The following is a 17,996-nucleotide window of genomic DNA, read 5'->3' as shown; positions in this document are numbered from 1 at the left end:
TGACAGCCCACATTTGTCTTAGCTCCTTTAACTCCTTAACTCCTTTAACTCCTATATCATACATCGAATAATAATAAAAAATAAATATAACAATGAACTTCAACAAAATTCTTCAGTCATTGTTTGGCAACAAGTCAACTCGCGATATGAAGTTGATCCAGCCAATCGTAGAGAAAGTCAAGGCAGAATATCCTAAGATGAATGCCTTGAGCAATGACGAACTCCGTGCAAAAACAAAGGAAATCCAGAAGTACGTACAAGAGTACGCTAAAGAGGAAAAGGCTAAGATTGCCGAACTCAAGGCTAAGATCGAGGACACTCCTATCGATGAGCGTGAAGGTATCTTCAACCAGATTGACAAGTTGGAGCAGGAAGCTCTCGACAAGTATGAAATCGCCCTCAACGAGGTGTTGCCTCAGGTGTTCGCTATCGTTAAGGATACAGCCCGCCGTTTCGCTGAGAACGAGGAGACTGTAGTTACAGCCACCGACTTCGACCGCGAGTTGGCTTCTGATCCAAAGAACGATTTCGTTACCATCGATGGCGACAAGGCTATCTATCACAATCACTGGACAGCCGGCGGCAACGATATGAAGTGGGAAATGATCCACTACGACGTCCAGCTCTTCGGTGGTGTCGTTCTGCATCAGGGTAAGATTGCCGAGATGGCTACCGGTGAGGGTAAGACCCTCGTAGGTACAACTCCTATCTTCCTGAACGCACTGACTGGCAATGGTGTTCACGTAGTAACCGTGAACGACTATCTGGCAAAGCGTGACTCAGAGTGGATGGGTCCTCTCTACATGTTCCACGGTCTCTCAGTAGATTGCATCGACAAGCATCGTCCTAACTCTGATGCACGTCGCAAGGCATACATGGCAGATATCACCTTCGGTACCAACAACGAGTTCGGTTTCGACTACCTGCGTGACAACATGGCTACCAACCCTAGCGATTTGGTACAGCGCCAGCACAACTACGCCATCGTCGATGAGGTTGACTCCGTGTTGATTGATGATGCCCGTACACCATTGATTATCTCTGGTCCTATTCCAAAGGGCGACGACCAGATGTTCGAGCAGTACCAGCCATTGGTAGAGAAGCTTTACGAGGTACAGCGCAAGCAGGCCACCGAGTTGCTCGCCGAGGCTAAGCAGAAGATTACTGAGGGAACAAAGAACAAGAACCAGCAGATGCTTGAGGAAGGTTTCCTCTCTCTCTACCGTTCATACAAGGCGCTGCCTAAGAACAAGCCATTGATCAAGTACCTCTCTGAGGAAGGTATCAAGGCTGGTCTGTTGAAGACCGAGGAGTTCTACATGGCAAACAACAACCGTGAGATGCCTAAGGCAGTGGAGCCTCTTTACTTCGTAGTAGATGAGAAGTTGAACTCAGCCGACCTGACCGATAAGGGTACAGAGTGGTTGGCTAAGCAGGTGAACGATAAGAAACTCTTCGTGTTGCCTGATATCACAACAGAAATGAGTGCCCTGGAGGCTCGCACCGATATCACAGACCAGGAGCGTCTGGATATGAAGGACGAGATGATGGCTTACTATGGCGTACAGAGCGAGCGTGTTCACACCTTGCAGCAGCTCTTGAAGGCTTACACCATGTTTAATAAGGACGACGAGTATGTTGTCATGGACGGTCAGGTGAAGATCGTGGATGAGCAGACTGGTCGTATCATGGAGGGTCGCCGCTGGAGCGATGGCTTGCACCAGGCTGTTGAGGCTAAGGAGCATGTAAAGGTGGAGGCTGCTACCCAGACCTTCGCTACCATCACACTTCAGAACTACTTCCGTATGTATCACAAGCTCGCCGGTATGACCGGTACAGCTAGCACAGAGGCAGGTGAGTTCTGGGACATCTACAAACTGGATGTAGTGGAGATTCCTACCAACCGTCCTATCCTGCGTAAGGACTTGGATGACCGTGTATATAAGACAGCCCGCGAGAAGTATCGTGCCGTTATCGACGAAATCGAGGAGACACGTAATGCAGGCCGCCCAGTATTGGTAGGTACCACATCTGTGGAGATTTCTGAGTTGTTGAGCAAGATGTTGAAGATGCGCAACATTCCTCATAACGTATTGAACGCCAAGTTGCACCAGCAGGAGGCTCAGATTGTAGCCGAGGCAGGTCGCTCAGTAAATGGCAAGGGTGCCGTAACCATCGCTACCAACATGGCAGGTCGTGGTACCGATATCAAGCTGACTCCTGAGGTAAAGGCAGCAGGTGGTCTCGCCATCATCGGTACAGAGCGTCATGAGAGCCGTCGTGTTGACCGTCAGCTCCGTGGTCGTGCCGGTCGTCAGGGTGACCCGGGTTCTTCAGTATTCTACGTATCATTGGAGGATAAGCTGATGCGTCTGTTCGCTTCAGAGCGTATCGCCAAGGTAATGGACCGTCTCGGTTTCGAGGATGGTGAGCGTATCGAAAGCCCAATGATCAGCAAGAGCATCGAGCGTGCCCAGCGCAAGGTAGAAGAGAACAACTTCGGTATCCGTAAGCACCTCTTGGAGTATGATGACGTGATGAACCGTCAGCGTACCGTTATCTACGAGAAGCGTCGCCACGCCCTGATGGGTGAGCGTATCGGCATGGATATCGCCAACATCATCTGGGACCGCGTATTGAATATCGTCAACAACAACGACTTCACAGGTGCCAAGGAAGAGTTCCTGAAGGTGCTCGCCATGGAGATTCCATTCAACGAGGATGAGTACGAGAACGGCAGACGTGAGGATTTGGCTGAGCGTGCCTTCCAGGAGGCGATGGCTGCCTTCAAGCGCAAGACCGACCGCATCCAGGCCACAGCCATGCCTATCATCAAGCAGGTATATGAGAACCAGGGTGCTATGTACGAGCGCATCATGGTGCCTATCACCGACGGCAAGCGCATGTACAACATTGCATGCAACCTGAAGGAGGCTTACGATAGCGAGGCTAAGAGCGTAGTAAAGGAATTCGAGAAGAACGTTGTTCTCCAGATGATCGATGACGACTGGAAGGAGAACCTCCGCAAGCTCGACGAACTTCGTCACTCTGTACAGAACGCCAGCTACGAGCAGAAGGATCCATTGCTGATCTTCAAGCTGGAGAGTGCCAAGATCTGGGATGGCATGATCAACGACATGTACGACCGTATCGCCAGCATCCTGATGCGTGGCCAGATTCCAGTAATGGAGCAGGAGCAGCCTGTACAGGAGGCAGCACCAGAGCAGCACACCCAGCAGAACTACGTAGAGAGCAAAGTTGACCTTGATGCCGAGCGTGCAGCTCAGGAGGCAGCAGCCAACCAGGATACCCGCGAAAACGCCGAGGTAAACCGCACTCCATACCGCGCCGAGCGCATGCCTCGTCCTAACGATCCATGTCCATGCGGCAGCGGCAAGAAGTTCAAGAACTGCCACGGCAGAAACTTGCAGGCATAAAAGATGACTCACTATAAATAATGATAAGAATACCTAGATTTGATGATACTCTCATCATTTCTAGGTATTTTTTTTATAAATAACATCATTGCTACCGAGTTGCAAAAAATTATTCGTAATTTTGCAGTTGAAAAGATCAAGAAAGAAAGATCAAGAAGGAAAGATTAAGAAGGAAAGATTAAGAAGGAAAGATTAAGAAAGATAAAAAGATAAAGAGGAAAGATATATGAAATTATCAGAACTTAAAACAGGTGAAAGTGGAGTCATCGTCAAGGTATCCGGTCACGGTGGATTCCGCAAGAGAGTCATCGAGATGGGATTCATCAAGGGCAAGAAGGTAGATGTGCTCCTGAACGCCCCACTCCAGGACCCAGTGAAATACAAGATTATGGGTTACGAGGTGTCACTCCGACACAGCGAAGCTGACCATATCGAGGTGGTTTCCATTGATGAGGCCAAGCATGATGCAAAACTCTGCAAGGCGGAAGAAGAAGACCGCCAGCAGGTAATTGACTCTAAAGTAGTAGATTCCAGCGATAGCAACGAGCAGGCGCTCGGCGACAAGATGCTCGTGGCTGAAAGAAAAGACTCTGCCAGCAACGAAGCCTTGGCAGAACAGGAAGCAGAAAGACTCCACCGCGTCATCAACGTGGCACTGGTGGGAAATCCAAACTGCGGAAAGACTTCATTGTTCAACTTCGCATCGGGTGCTCACGAACGTGTGGGCAACTACAGCGGCGTAACCGTGGATGCCAAGGTGGGCGAAGCCGAATACAACGGCTATCACTTCAACCTGGTAGATTTGCCGGGCACCTATTCCCTTTCTGCCTACTCTCCGGAAGAGCTTTATGTGCGCAAGCAGCTCATTGAGCATACGCCGGATATCGTCATCAACGTCATCGACACCAGCAACCTGGAGCGCAACCTCTATCTCACCACCCAGTTGATAGACATGCACATCCGCATGGTCTGTGCCCTCAACATGTTTGATGAAACCGAAAAACGTGGCGATAACATCGACTACGACAAGCTGGGCGAACTCTTCGGTATCTCGATGATTCCTACCGTCTTCACCAATGGTCGAGGCGTGGATAAGCTCTTCGAGACCATCATCGAACTCTACGAAGGCAAGGAAGATTCCAGCGCTCACTATCGCCATATCCACATCAACCACGGACATGAGATAGAGCACGGCATCGAACATATCCAGAAATATCTGAAGGCAGATGATTCCATCCGCCAGCGCTACTCCACCCGTTACCTCTCTATCAAGCTGTTGGAGAATGATAAGCACGCCGAGGAATACGTAAGTCAACTGAAATCGGCCAAGGAAATCTTTGCAGCCCGTGACGAGGCAGCCAAGCGTGTAAAGGAAGAGACACTGGAAGATAGCGAAACCGCCATCATGGATGCCAAATACGGTTTCATTCATGGTGCATTGCAGGAAGCAGGCTATGAACCGGGCAAGGCAAAGGATACCTATCAGGTAACCCACCTCATCGACAGCATCCTGACCAATAAATATGTAGGCTTCCCTATCTTCGTCCTCCTGCTGTTCATCATGTTCTCAGCCACCTTCGTTCTGGGCGAGATTCCTAAGGGATGGATTGAGGACGGCGTGGCATGGCTGGGCGAGTTCATCAGCAATACGATGCCAGACGGACCCGTAAAGGATATGCTGGTAGATGGTGTGATTGGTGGTGTAGGCGCCGTGATTGTGTTCCTACCACAGATTCTCATTCTGTATTTCTTCATCTCTTACATGGAGGATTCGGGATATATGGCTCGTGCCGCCTTCATCATGGATAAGCTGATGCACAAGATGGGGCTGCATGGCAAGTCATTCATCCCGCTGATTATGGGATTCGGATGTAACGTACCTGCGGTAATGGCAACGAGAACCATCGAGAGTCACCGTTCCCGTCTGATTACGATGCTGATATTGCCATTGATGAGCTGTTCGGCTCGTCTGCCAATCTACATCATGGTCATCGGAACGTTCTTTGCCATCCAATACCGTTCACTCATCATGGTATCGCTCTATCTCATCGGCATCTTCCTTGCCGTGATATTGAGCCGCATCTTTGCCAGTTTCGTGGTGAAGGGCGAAGATACCCCATTCGTGATGGAGCTGCCTCCTTACCGCTTCCCTACCTGGAAGGCGATAGGCCGCCATACCTGGGAAAAGGGTAAGCAGTATCTGAAGAAGATGGGTGGCATCATCCTCGTGGCAAGTATCATCGTCTGGGCTTTGGGCTACTTCCCTCACAATGAGGAACTTGACAACCAGGCTCAGCAGGAGCAGAGCTATATCGGCAGAATCGGTAAGACCATCGAGCCTATCTTTACCCCACAGGGTTTCGACTGGAAACTGGATGTGGGCTTGGTATCCGGTGTGGGTGCCAAGGAGATTGTAGCCTCAACGATGGGTGTACTCTACAGCAACAACGACAGTTTCTCTGACGATCAGGATTACAACGATGAAGACGGAAAATACGAGGTTTTGAAGAAGCAGATGACTTCTGATTTGAAGAAGACCTACGGTTACAGCGATGCCGAGGCAGCATCCAAGGCAACGCTCACCGCCTATTGCTTCCTCCTCTTCGTATTGCTCTACTTCCCTTGCATCGCCACGATAGCAGCCATCAAGGGCGAGACGGGCAGTTGGAAATGGGCAGGCTTTGCCGCAGGCTACACCACGCTATTGGCATGGGTAGTATCAGCCCTGGTCTTCCAAATAGGAAGTTTGTTCATCTAAAACATCAGGAACATATATCAAATAAAAAAAGAATATCCTGTATGCCTTTTCTTGGCACACAGGATATTCTTTTTTTTATTTGAACTTTAGCTTCAACTCATTTTTTATTTAAGTTTCGGCTTTAACTCATCTGGAGAATCCTTGGTAAACATATTCACGGCTGGCGCCGATTTCGTGAAGAGATTTTCAATCACCTGCTTATCCACCTCCATTGCCGGTTGAAAATCCTCGCTCATCATATACTTCAGGATGGCATAACGCATCTGGTTTGCCACCAGGCGATGTTCCAAGTCGCTGGTTACATCCATCGTAGTCATAAGAAGCTTGCCTCTACCCACCTTGGCTTCAACCATCATACCGAGTTTTCGGCTCACGTGCCAGGTATCTATCGGCTGGATGGCCGGCTGATAATCCTTCGGGAAGTCACGGAGATTCATCACCTGCGCCTTGTTCAGCAGTTCCCACCAGTTCAGGTTTGCCCAGTCATCCGTAGGGAAATTGCTGAAGAGCGGATGAGCCTTGTCGATGGTAGCACCCGTGGTATGAGGCGGACGCATCTTAAACCAACTGGTATTCCAGAACACCGGCAGATAGGTTTGCTTCACATCTTCGCCCATCTTCACCTTTCCGGCAGCCAGAAGCAGCACCTTGCCACCCTTCTGCAACACCTTCTGCGCCTTGGCATCCAGACTATCAGCAATATAGATATCCTTAAGCGCCTTGGTATTCGGCATCTCTATCTGAGATGGATACACCCAGAAATCCCAATGGTTACGGGCTACAGGAGCATTGGAAGACTTCACCTGAATCTCCAAGACCATTTGCGATGGAGACGGAATATGGAGATGAGGGAAATCCAGGGATACATTGCCTAAACCGATGTTCTTACCCACAGGAAGCGAATTCTGATTATCAGCAAGCGAATTACCTGGAAGCGAAGACTTTCCTAATTTTCCGGAAGCCAAAACCTGCTGATTTTCGTCCTTCACCTCGTATGTAACCTCCGCATTCTGCAACGGCTCATGATAGGCATTATAGAGTTCCACAGGAACCTGCACCTTGTTTTCTGAAGAGAAAACGAATCTCGGGAACTTAGCCAGAGGAACGATTGGCGAACAGAACTCCGTCCAATCCTTGGCATCACAATATCCCTTTTCCTTCCAATGCACATTCAATACGCCCACAAGAGCAGTACCCTGTCCGCTATAATCATTCAAGCCCAGCAACTGGAAGCCCGCATAATCCTTGGTTCGCAGGTTGCGCTCCAAATCATACTTATATGCCAGGGTCTGCAACTTGCCGCTGGCATGAAGGAACTTCTCTGCCTGGCTCGCCATTCCGTTATCTCTCAGCAAATCAGAAAAGATCTCGAAGTTGCGGGCCTTATAGGCTCCCGTGTATTGCGAAATCTCCTTGAAATCTGGGAAGGCGCACCACTGTCCCATCTCGTGGGTCACTCTAGGCTCGTTCACATCAAAGGTAATCGGCGTTCTTCCCTTCTGAACCACACGAACCATATCCCCATCGAAGTTGTCTTCCGATTGCGGAGCCTTCTTGTCCCAATCCAATCCGCGCGCACCACCCTTTACATGATACTCGCTCTTCGGGTCCCAAGCCCAACCGCCACCAACGGATGCACCACAATATACACGTCGTTTATCGCCTGTTTTCTTCCATTCTTCCACAAAGTTGCCAACCCATTTCACCCAGTTTCCCGCAGGTTCATTGCCCGCAGCAAGCATACAGAAGCTAGGATGATTGCCATATTTCTCAACCATTCGCTGGGTTTCCTGCATCAAATAATGGTCGATGGTCATGCCATTGCCCAACTTTACACCATGATTTGGCCAAGATGGACCTTCGGGCTGAAGATAGATTCCCACCTGATCAGCTGCCGAGAAAGCTGCCTCGGGAGGACAATAGGAATGGAATCGCATCATATTGAGTCCATACTCCTTGCATTTTCTGAAGATACGGAGCCACGAAGCCTCATCGGTTGGCGGATAACCGGTTTCCGGGAAACAGCAGTTGCCCACCGTTCCTCGCATCCAAATCTTCTTGCCGTTCATATAAAACTGTCGGCCTTCGATGGAGATCTCGCTCATACCAAAGGTGGTACTGATAGATTCCTTGCCCATCGTAGCAGTCAGGGTATAAAGATTCGGATGGAATTCATCCCAAAGCCTGATATCCTCGCCCATCGGAATAATGACGGAGAATTTTCCATCACTTTCTCTCTTTATTTTAGAAAACGAATGCTTGACGCCACTTACATCAAACTGGAAATCAGCCTTCCGGGCATCCCCCGTCACATCCATCACCACCTTAATCTGCTTTCCCTTTACATCAGGATAAACCTGCAGGTTGCGGATATACTGCTGCTGATGCGCCTGCAATTCCATTTTGCCGATGATACCATTCCAGTTGCCCTGGGTCTGGTCGGTTACGCTATGCGAATCCTGACCCACGCATACATTTTCTATGCCATTATACACCTTGATGCTGATTTCATTATCCTTGCCATATATAATATAAGGTGTAACATCAAACTCATGAGGCACACTCAGCGAAGAATCCCTGCCCGCCAACTTGCCGTTGATATAAACCGAAGTCTCTATATGAGGACGTTCCAGATAGAGGATAATGCGCTGCTTCTTCCACTCCTTAGGCACAAACACCGATTTGCGATACCACGCATTGCCGATGTAATGCTTCTCTGGGGTGAGGAAGAAAGGAAACTTCATGGTTCCCTTGATGCGATGCTTCCCATTTGCCAGCACTTCCTCCTGGCGATATTTCTCCATATAAGGATTGAAATAGAAGGAAGAATCATAAAGACTTCCTGTCCATTGCGTATGGGTACAGACATCATTACCCTTGCCGTTGGTGAGCATCGATCCCGGCAACTTAACTACATCCTCATAGGTAGGCGCATCTCCCTGCGAGAATCGCCATTGCCCCGAGAGGTCTATTCTGTTATTAGAGCTGATGCTCTGTGCCTGCAAGGAAGTACAAGCCATCAAGCCCATTATCAATACAATATTTCTCATTGATGGTTGAATCATTTATTGTTAAATCATTTATTATTGAATAATATTGAATAATACGTCGCATTTATAATGCGTCGTTGATGATTTCCAATTTCACAAGTTCTTCTCCCTCCTTCGCCACATCTGCTTCGCGAGGGAAATAAACCGGCATATCCTTCTGCAAAGGAAGAATGCGGAGTTCCAACTTCTGGCAATCGGCAGGCAGGCGCCACAATCCCATCAGGAACGGACGGCCATTATAGAAATTATCAGACACCAGTTTGCCATTGCAATAAAGTCGGGCACAATCGCCACGATATTGGATTTTCAGGAGATTTCGTCCCTGCAGCATTTCAGGCGAAAGATTTAGCTGATAAACCGCAGCCTTCTTGAAGTCGGCATCAGACGGTTCTTCTGCCACTTTCTGCACACCCATAGTTATCTTGCGAACGCCCTCTGCCTCCTTGATTTTCTTGAAAGAAGGAGCCAGTAACATCATTGATTTTCCTTCCTCCTGCAGGAACAGATGTTCCGCCGTCTTGGAATCTACAAGATAGATGTTCTTATAAACCGGCTTGGCGATACCCTTCGCCTTCACATTCTTCAGCACCTTTCCATTTACAGCAATCTCGGTAGGAATACCCTTGATCTGTTCCAGATAAATCTTTCCATCCCGCTTGGCTATCAACTGTGCCGTAGCGTATCGGATGCCATCGATATTTACCGGGAAGATGCACATCGCACCGGCAGGAACTGTCATCGGACGCTGAGGAAACTTCATTCCGCAGACATCAAACTGCACATTCTTCTTGGCAGACAACTGCTGCAATCGTTCATAGTTATTAATGAAAACAAAACCGCTCTTATCTTTAGAACGAAGCGACCAGCGAAGATGCGAATCATCGCCCTTCTCTATATCCTGACTGCATGGGAAGCTAGACTCCATCGGAGCCAGTACTTCTGCATAATCATGCATAAAGAGATGCAGTTTGCGGAGCATGAAATAATGAGGATTCTTCTGTCCGAATTCACCCAATGGAGCCTGGAAATCATACGTCTTTACCGGCATATCATTATAATTGGTAGCCTGAGTACGCTGATTTTCATTCAGATAAACCGCACTACCATCGTCCAGATTACCCGGCATCATCGCAGTAGGATTGGTTCCGCCATGATACATATAATATCCAAGAAGATTGCTTCCGCTACCCAACTTGATGATAGCCAGAGAATACGCATCTTCAGGATAAATATACGGACGGCGATGATAGGAAGTCATCATACCTCCACCCAGTTCGCAGGTGAAATAAGGATAGGCTTCATCCCCCTTGTTGATCTTCGCCTCTTGTTTGCCAAGCTGTTCGGTAGCGATTGCCGTACTACTTCGGAAAGCCTTGAAGTTGAAAGCCTTGTAGTAATTACCAGCAGTCTCCTTCAGGCTGCGCTCCCAGAAACCATCGGCATAGTCGCCATAAAGCGGAAGCATCTCGCCGAAAGGCACCGGCGTTTTCAGTTCAGGCCATCCAGTACGGGTATAGAAAGGCAAATCGAAACCTATCTGCTGGGCTATCTTCTTCAGCGCCATCAGATAACTACCCCTGCCACGATATTCATTATCAAACTGTGCCGCAACTACCGGACCACCATCTTTCCATTGTAACCCCTGCATCTGCGAATAAATCTGACGATAAAGTTCGGTTGCATATTTCAGGAAAGTGGTATTCTCCTCTCTCATCTTGCATCCCTTGGTAAACATCCAGTCTGGTATGCCACCATTGCGAACCTCGCCATGGCAGAAAGGGCCCAGTCGGAGAACCACCGGCATCTCTTCCTGTTTACATACCTCAAGGAAACCACGAAGATTGCGCTGTCCACTCCAGTTGAACACACCTTCTACTTCCTCCACATGGTTCCAGAACACATAGGCAGCAATCATGGTAACGCCACCCTCCTTCATCTTTCTCACTTCCTCTCTCCACTCATTCTGAGGGATTCGGGAATAATGCACCTCACCCATCACCGGCACCACTCGCTTACCATCGAAGATGAGGCTATGCTTATCCCATCGGATAGATTGCTGCGGAATCTGTGCCTGGGCAACCATCGAGCAAATTGTCAGGAACGACATCGCTGCAAATAATGTTTTAGTCTTCATTTCCATTTATAGTGTTTTTGTTATTTTATAGAGTTTTTGTTATTTGTGGGCAAAATTACAAATTTTAAAGCAATATTTACCTATAATTTTGTACAATAAACATAGATATTCTTCTTATTCATTGTTTTTCGTTGTTTTTTCGGTCACAATAGAATCCATACCAATTATTATCAGCAATATTCCTTGCTTATTTTATTGATAACAAAAAACCGTGGATGCATGGAGCATCCACGGTTTTTTGTATTTTATTCAGATATTCATCTTGTTTTCAAGATATTCATCTCATTCAAGATATTCTCTTTCCAACCTTTGCGGCAACAAACGCAATCATCAAGCCCAGGCAGGCGGCAATGCTGATGGCTTTGCGGAGACCGGTGGCTTCAGCAAGCCATCCGATAACCGGTGGGCCTACCAGGAAACCGAAGAAACTGATGCTCGAAACGATGGTGATGGCAATGCTAGCCTTGATGGTTCCGAGTTTTCCGGCGATACTGTAACAGATAGGAACCGATGAAGAGATGCCGAAACCTACCAGCAGGAAGCCCAAGGTGGCAGGAATCAGATAAGGCAAGGCAGCTGCCAGCCACAAACCACCCACAATCAAACCACCACAAACCTTCAACACCTTGGATGGTCCGTATTTCGTTACGAAACCATCGGCCATGAATCTGCCCAGAGTCATCGCTCCCATGCCAGCCACATAGCCCGCACGGATAAAAGCCTCATCGGGTTTTACTACAGATGAGAAATACACACCACTCCAATCGTAAACAGTTCCTTCACAGAACATGCCGGCAAATCCCATCAATCCCAGGAGAAAAAGAATCGGGTCGATGGTCTTGAAAGAGAACTTCGGCACATCCTCCTCTTCTGCCTTCGCCGTAGCATCATCTACAAGAAAACGGAATCCGATGGCGATGATAAGAAGACTCATCGCCAGGATGGCTCCAAAGTGAACCTCTATCGGAAGCAGGGTATTGGCAAAGACGGCTCCGATGATACCGCCCGAGAATCCGCCCAAACTCCACAAGCCATGAAATGAAGACATGATGTTGCGCCCATACATCTTTTCCACCAGGCAAGCCTGAGTATTGGTAGCAATGTTCATCAGATTCGCCATCATTCCGAAAGCCATCAGACTCAATATCAGATTGAAAACCGTAGTGCTGCTTCCTATGCAGAAGAGCACCAATGCATAGAGAATTTCAGATAAGGCAAGCATCCTCTTGCTGCCAAACCTGCTCACCAAGACACCCGAGAAAGCCATCATCAGAAGCTGACCGATAGGAATGGCGAAAAGCACCGATCCCAACTGTCCGTTGCTCAAGTGCAACATCTGCTTTACATCCGGAATGCGGCTTGCCCAACTGGCAAACACCACGCCCGGCACAAAATAATAAGCTGCAACAGCCACTCGCTTACGGGTTAAATCTCCCAAATTGCTCAAACTATTCATATTACTCAAACTTACAGTCATCCTTCTTAATACCTTATTTTATATACCTTAATTTATATGCCTTTTAATATGCCTATTTATGTACTTATTTATATTTGCGGCTGCAAAATTACAAAAAAATGCAGAAAAACACCGATATTTGAACAAAAAATGTAGCTTTGTTTAAGAAATTAGCCGTAACTTTGCACTTATAAAAAGAATTCAAAACAAACTAGCAATGAAGAAACAGACAATGATTACTCTGGCACTCGCCTTGACCTTGGCGATGCCAACCATGCCAGCCTTCGCCCAGAAGGCAATGAGCAAGAAAGAAATCGCCGAAAAGGAAAAGGCTTTCAAGAACCTTCAGCATCCCTGGAAAGGAAAGAAGGTGGCTTACTTCGGCGACTCCATCACCGATCCAAGAATCAAGGCATCGAAGGTGAAATACTGGGGATTCCTGCAGGATTGGCTCGGCATTACCCCCTACGTTTATGGTGTAAGCGGCAGACAGTGGAACGATATTCCCCGACAGGCTGATCTACTTCAGAAAGAGCATGGTGATGATTTCGATGCAATTCTCATCTTTATGGGTACGAACGATTACAACAACGGTGTGCCTATCGGCGAATGGTACACGGAGACTTTCGACAGCGTAAGAGTAGCCCTTCACAAGCCAAGCGAAATGGTTCAGCGTCGCCACCGTCATTTTGCCATGGATGGGAACACCTTGAAAGGTCGCATCAACATAGCCATGTCGAAGTTGAAGCAGATGTATCCTACCAAGCAAATTGTGGTGATGACTCCTATCCATCGTGCTTACTTTGGAAGCAGCGACAAGAACATTCAGCCAGATGAGATGTTTGAGAACGTTCGTGGCATCTTCTTCGATGAATACGTGAAGGCTATCAAGGAGGCAGGCAATGTATGGGCAGTACCAGTCATCGACCTCAACTCCCTTTCCGGTCTCTTCCCTCTTTACGATGCTGGTGCCCAGATGTTCAACAAGCCAGCCACCGACCGTCTTCATCCTAATGATGCCGGCCACTCCCGTATGGCAAAGACCATCATGCAGCAGCTCTCCGCCCTGCCTTGCGACTTCTAGAGAAGGGGCAGCTGATATAGAAAAGTGTGTTATTTCACCCCTATTTTATATTGAAAAGTGTAGTTTTCCGCAGGAGTTTGCCTATATTTTAGGCAAATTTCTGCGTTTGTTGCCTATGCTTTAGGAAAGTTTTATTTATATTATGCCTATACTTTAGGAAGATTTTCATATCAGTTGCCTATGTTTTAGGAAAATTTCACTATATTTTTACCTATGTTTTAGGAAAGTTTCACTATATTTTTGCCTATGTTTTGGGAAAAAAGAGTAACTTTGCAGCATAACTTAAAGAGAAGAAAACGTTATGATATATAGACAATTAACAGAAGAACTCCAGAAATGGAGTGAAAGAGACAACAGGAAGCCATTGGTTTTACGAGGCGCAAGACAAGTTGGAAAGACAACATTGGTCAATGAATTGGGTAAGAAATACGATGTATATATCAAACTGAATCTAGAACGAAGCTCAGATGCAGAAATCTTTACCAAATCAGACAATGTAAAAGAGATATATCAATACATCTGCCTCAAGAAGAAAATCGAGGTAGATGAACGTAAGCGTACTCTACTTTTTATTGATGAGATACAAAACGAACCAAAAGCAGTTGGTCTGCTGAGATACTTCTATGAAGAGATGCCCTGGTTGCACATCATAGCAGCAGGTTCCAGACTTCAAACCCTCATCAAGCAGCGCATCTCTTTCCCAGTGGGAAGAGTGGATTATCTATCCCTCCGTCCATGCTCCTTCCTGGAATATCTCGATGCTATAGGTGAAGACCAATTGGCACAAATGGTGAAAGAAGTCAGCGTATCACCTTTATATCACGAGATGTTACTGAACCATTTCAACCATTACACCTTGATAGGTGGTATGCCTGAAGCCCTAGTGGAATATGCTAAGACTCATAACCTGACCAAGTTAGCCCCTATCTACCGTTCACTGCTTGATGGCTACAATGAAGATGTAGAAAAATATGCTCGTAATGAAAACCAAGTAAAGGTTATCCGCCATCTGCTTACACATGGCTGGGCAGAGGCAGGACAAACTATTACCTTCGCTCGATTTGGAGGCAGCAACTACACAAGCAAGGAGGTACATGAGGCTTTGGAAGTGATGCAGAAAGCATTCCTGCTCAATTTGGACTATCCCGTCACATCAGTGAAAGCCCCAGCTGTACCAGCCATAGCAAGACAACCCAAGCTAGTATGGGTAGATACGGGCATCATGAATTTCTCCGTTGACATTCAGACAGAATATCTGCAAGGCAATTCCCTCTTGGATGTATGGAAGGGGCATGCTGCGGAACAAATCGTAGCCCAAGAGCTGCGTATTGTTTTGGATCGCAACTTCCGCAACGAGCAATACTTTTGGGTAAGAGACAAAAAGGGATCTTCAGCAGAGGTAGATTTCGTTTGGCAACATCACTCACAGATTCTCCCGATAGAAGTGAAGTCTGGCACAAATGCCCATCTTCGCTCCCTCCACTCCTTCATGTCTCAGCCTGATGCCCCAAGCATTGCCATCCGCATTTGGCCAGGTGAATATAGCATAGACGAAGTGGTATCTCCTACAGGTCATCCCTTCCGCCTCATCAATCTTCCCTTCTATTATGTGGGGATACTGGATAAGATATTGGAAATGGTATAATCCAGTAATCCGAAAAAGTAGGAAGCCCCATCGAGGGGCTCCCTACTTTACCAAAAGAGCAAGTCTGGGTTCGGTAAGTCCAGTGGAAGAGTAGTGACTACAAAAATAGTACGATTCTTTTTATTGTGTCTATAAAAATAGGAACAAAAAATAAGGAGTGTCTACTATTTCATTTTTATAAAAATGAAAGTGTCTACCTTTCTAGTTTATAAAGTAAAAAAGTGTCGACTGAAATCAGGAAAAGTCAAGAGAAGCATCACAAATATTTGCCCGTCGCTACGGGTAAACATGTGTCTTTTTATAAATATGGTTGACTCCTAAAGTTTCAATTACATGAAAGAATCATTAGAAGCAACATTGAAAGATGTCGAACTTACCAAGGAAGTGTACCGTCTGTACACCCTTGAGCACCTAACACAACAAGAGATTTCTGTTAAATTGTGTATAGGTCGCTCTACAGTTTGGCGTAAAATTCGTACCTTTGAAGCCGAAAATCCAGAATTGGCAGAAAAGATGAAGAAGCAAGGTAAGGAAATCACTCCATCAGACTACAAAGATTTGGTCAAGGAGATAGCAGAATTGAAGAAGCAGCTTAAGACAGAGCGTCTTCGTGCGGACTTCTATGAGGAAATGGTCGCTTTTGGCAAGGAAGTATATGGTATAGACTTAAAAAAAGCTGGCACCAAGTAGCAAATAGGCTTCACGCTAGGGACAACAGAAAGTATCCTGTTGCCCCTATGTGTCGTTTACTTGGTGTTACAAAGCAGGCCTATTACAAGCATGGAGATAGTGATATGGTAAAAATAGCCCAGGAAGCCTTTGTAGTGGAGTTCATAAAAGATATTCGCAAGAAAGATCCGGGGATTGGCGGCAACAAACTTTGGATTATGTATCAGAAGCAATTTGGGGCATCAAGAAGTGTTGGCTACAACCGCTTTTACGACATAGTCGAAAAATACAATTTGAAGGTTAGAAAGGTAAAGCGTAGGGTGAAGACAACAGACTCCACCCATGACCTTCCTTTGTATCCAAACATCGTCAAAGACTTACTGCCAACACGTCCTTGTCAGCTGGTTGTCAGCGATATAACTTATATTCCATACTTCCTCGATCCAGAGAGTGGAGAATATAAGTTCTGCTACCTTGCCCTTATTACCGATTACTACACAAAGGAAATCGTTGGCTATAGTGTGGCTCCAACATTGGAGGCTATCTATGCCATCGAGGCACTTAAAATGGCACTAAAGCATTATGATGGACATGATCTTAGCCAACTAATTCATCACTCTGACCGTGGTGTCCAGTATGCTAGCTTTGCTTATACGGATTTGCTTAAAAAGTATGACATCAAAATCAGCATGACGGAAAGCGGAAATCCTAAGGACAACGCTGTAGCAGAAAGAGTGAACAGTACCATCAAGAATGAGTTACTGAAAGGCATGTCGTTTGCAAGTATTAGTGAAGTTCAAAAAGCTGTGATTCTTGCTATAAACTTCTACAATGAAGAGCGTCCTCATATGAGCCTTGATGGACTAACTCCACGTGAAGCAGCTAAAAAGATGGGTGAAATCAACAAAAAATGGGTAAGCTATAGAGAAAAAGCAATAAAAGCTAAGGTAAAATAAAAGAAAATTAGTATCTTTGCACCCACCAAGGAACTACGTGATGGTTTAAGCCACCAACGTATAAAGTTTGAGTTGGGCATCGAGCCCAACCCAAACTTACCAAGGAAGCTACGCTCAGGATTATCCCCCAACATGTTTTTGCATGAAACATGAGTGGCAACAAAAAATATGACTAAGAGAAAAACTAGTCAACAAAAAATATGACTAAGTTTTAACTAGTCAACTGGTTTTATAAATAAGTATTAACCGAGTCAACTCGTCTTATAAATAAGATAAAAAGTGGTCAACCAAAATCGTTAAACCACAATGCCCATAAGTACGAGGAAACATGCCCGTAATTACGAGGAAATATAACCAAAGCCAGCGGTCAAAAGTGCCCAACACCTCGGGCACAATTGGGCAATGTATCGGGGCACATTCCTCTAGCTTTGGGAACAGGATCAAAATAGAAGCGGATTGACCTTCTTCCTTTTGCATCAAAATCAGCAAACCGAGATAAAATATTGATTTATGAGAGAAAAACTATGGTTTTAGGCATGTTTCGGGGCCTGGATACTATACAATTAAGCCAAAACAGCTTTTGAACATCATAGAAAAAGATATACCTGTTTTATTACCACAAATCAGACAACTACTTGATTCTATGCTAATTACAGAAGAATAAGCAAAAACAAGGCGTGGCAATAAGTGGCAACACGTGGCAATAAAAACACGTCTTATTGCCACGCGTTACTTACTATATATCAACCACTTATACTTCAGCGTGGTAGAAATGGCATTAAATTAGAAAAACTTTTTCTATACATG

At 46.3% G+C, this 17,996-nt stretch carries 9 protein-coding genes; 6 read left to right on the top strand and 3 right to left on the bottom strand.

The features are described from left to right. Positions 1–92: 92 nt before the first annotated feature. Together secA and feoB are read left to right on the top strand one after the other, a co-directional pair. The gene (secA, locus tag V8Z93_RS06735; protein ID WP_203039605.1) at positions 93–3,437 is read left to right on the top strand and encodes a preprotein translocase subunit SecA; all 3,345 of its coding nucleotides are present in this window, start codon (positions 93–95) and stop codon (positions 3,435–3,437) included. A 226-nt stretch (positions 3,438–3,663) separates the two neighbouring features. Further along, complete coding sequence (gene feoB / locus V8Z93_RS06730; protein WP_439432762.1) at positions 3,664–6,195, top strand: ferrous iron transport protein B; 2,532 nt, start codon at positions 3,664–3,666, stop codon at positions 6,193–6,195. Positions 6,196–6,299: 104 nt separating this feature from the next. On the opposite strand, the gene V8Z93_RS06725 is transcribed toward feoB, so the two are convergent. The 3 genes from V8Z93_RS06725 to V8Z93_RS06715 all read right to left on the bottom strand — a co-directional run bounded on the left by V8Z93_RS06725 (position 6,300) and on the right by V8Z93_RS06715 (position 12,835). Further along, entirely contained in the window at positions 6,300–9,245 is a 2,946-nt protein-coding gene (locus tag V8Z93_RS06725) for a sugar-binding domain-containing protein (protein WP_439432761.1), read from the bottom strand. A gap of 64 nt (positions 9,246–9,309) precedes the next feature. Then, positions 9,310–11,379 (bottom strand): beta-galactosidase, encoded by a 2,070-nt coding sequence (locus tag V8Z93_RS06720; protein ID WP_439432760.1) that lies wholly within the window; start codon positions 11,377–11,379, stop codon positions 9,310–9,312. A gap of 286 nt (positions 11,380–11,665) precedes the next feature. After that, entirely contained in the window at positions 11,666–12,835 is a 1,170-nt protein-coding gene (locus V8Z93_RS06715; RefSeq protein WP_439432759.1) for an MFS transporter, read from the bottom strand. Positions 12,836–13,052: 217 nt separating this feature from the next. Between V8Z93_RS06715 and V8Z93_RS06710 the strand changes: the two genes are divergently transcribed. From V8Z93_RS06710 to V8Z93_RS06695, 4 genes are all read left to right on the top strand, one after another. Further along, positions 13,053–13,919 (top strand): SGNH/GDSL hydrolase family protein, encoded by an 867-nt coding sequence (locus tag V8Z93_RS06710; protein ID WP_439432758.1) that lies wholly within the window; start codon positions 13,053–13,055, stop codon positions 13,917–13,919. A gap of 301 nt (positions 13,920–14,220) precedes the next feature. Continuing rightward, positions 14,221–15,564, top strand: a complete 1,344-nt coding sequence (locus V8Z93_RS06705) for an ATP-binding protein (protein ID WP_203049114.1) — start codon at positions 14,221–14,223, stop codon at positions 15,562–15,564. A gap of 333 nt (positions 15,565–15,897) precedes the next feature. Beyond that, complete coding sequence (locus V8Z93_RS06700) at positions 15,898–16,254, top strand: hypothetical protein (RefSeq protein WP_203038574.1); 357 nt, start codon at positions 15,898–15,900, stop codon at positions 16,252–16,254. Further along, positions 16,218–17,189, top strand: a complete 972-nt coding sequence (locus V8Z93_RS06695) for an IS3 family transposase (protein WP_439432804.1) — start codon at positions 16,218–16,220, stop codon at positions 17,187–17,189. The genes V8Z93_RS06700 and V8Z93_RS06695 overlap by 37 nt, the downstream gene beginning before the upstream one ends. Positions 17,190–17,996 lie beyond the last annotated feature (807 nt).

It is taken from the genome of Segatella copri (assembly GCF_051861805.1).
In the GTDB taxonomy this organism is placed as follows: Bacteria; Bacteroidota; Bacteroidia; order Bacteroidales; family Bacteroidaceae; genus Prevotella; species Prevotella copri_M.
This window is presented reverse-complemented; position numbering and strand designations above follow the sequence as displayed.

What these genes read in the sequence shown, in the direction of transcription:
- V8Z93_RS06705 (WP_203049114.1), top strand. Translation starts at nt 14,221, where the DNA reads ATGATATATAGACAATTAACAGAAGAACTCCAGAAATGGAGTGAAAGA.
- V8Z93_RS06710 (WP_439432758.1), top strand. Translation starts at nt 13,053, where the DNA reads ATGAAGAAACAGACAATGATTACTCTGGCACTCGCCTTGACCTTGGCG.
- feoB (WP_439432762.1), top strand. Translation starts at nt 3,664, where the DNA reads ATGAAATTATCAGAACTTAAAACAGGTGAAAGTGGAGTCATCGTCAAG.
- V8Z93_RS06720 (WP_439432760.1), bottom strand. Translation starts at nt 11,379, where the DNA reads ATGAAGACTAAAACATTATTTGCAGCGATGTCGTTCCTGACAATTTGC.
- secA (WP_203039605.1), top strand. Translation starts at nt 93, where the DNA reads ATGAACTTCAACAAAATTCTTCAGTCATTGTTTGGCAACAAGTCAACT.
- V8Z93_RS06715 (WP_439432759.1), bottom strand. Translation starts at nt 12,835, where the DNA reads ATGAATAGTTTGAGCAATTTGGGAGATTTAACCCGTAAGCGAGTGGCT.
- V8Z93_RS06725 (WP_439432761.1), bottom strand. Translation starts at nt 9,245, where the DNA reads ATGAGAAATATTGTATTGATAATGGGCTTGATGGCTTGTACTTCCTTG.
- V8Z93_RS06700 (WP_203038574.1), top strand. Translation starts at nt 15,898, where the DNA reads ATGAAAGAATCATTAGAAGCAACATTGAAAGATGTCGAACTTACCAAG.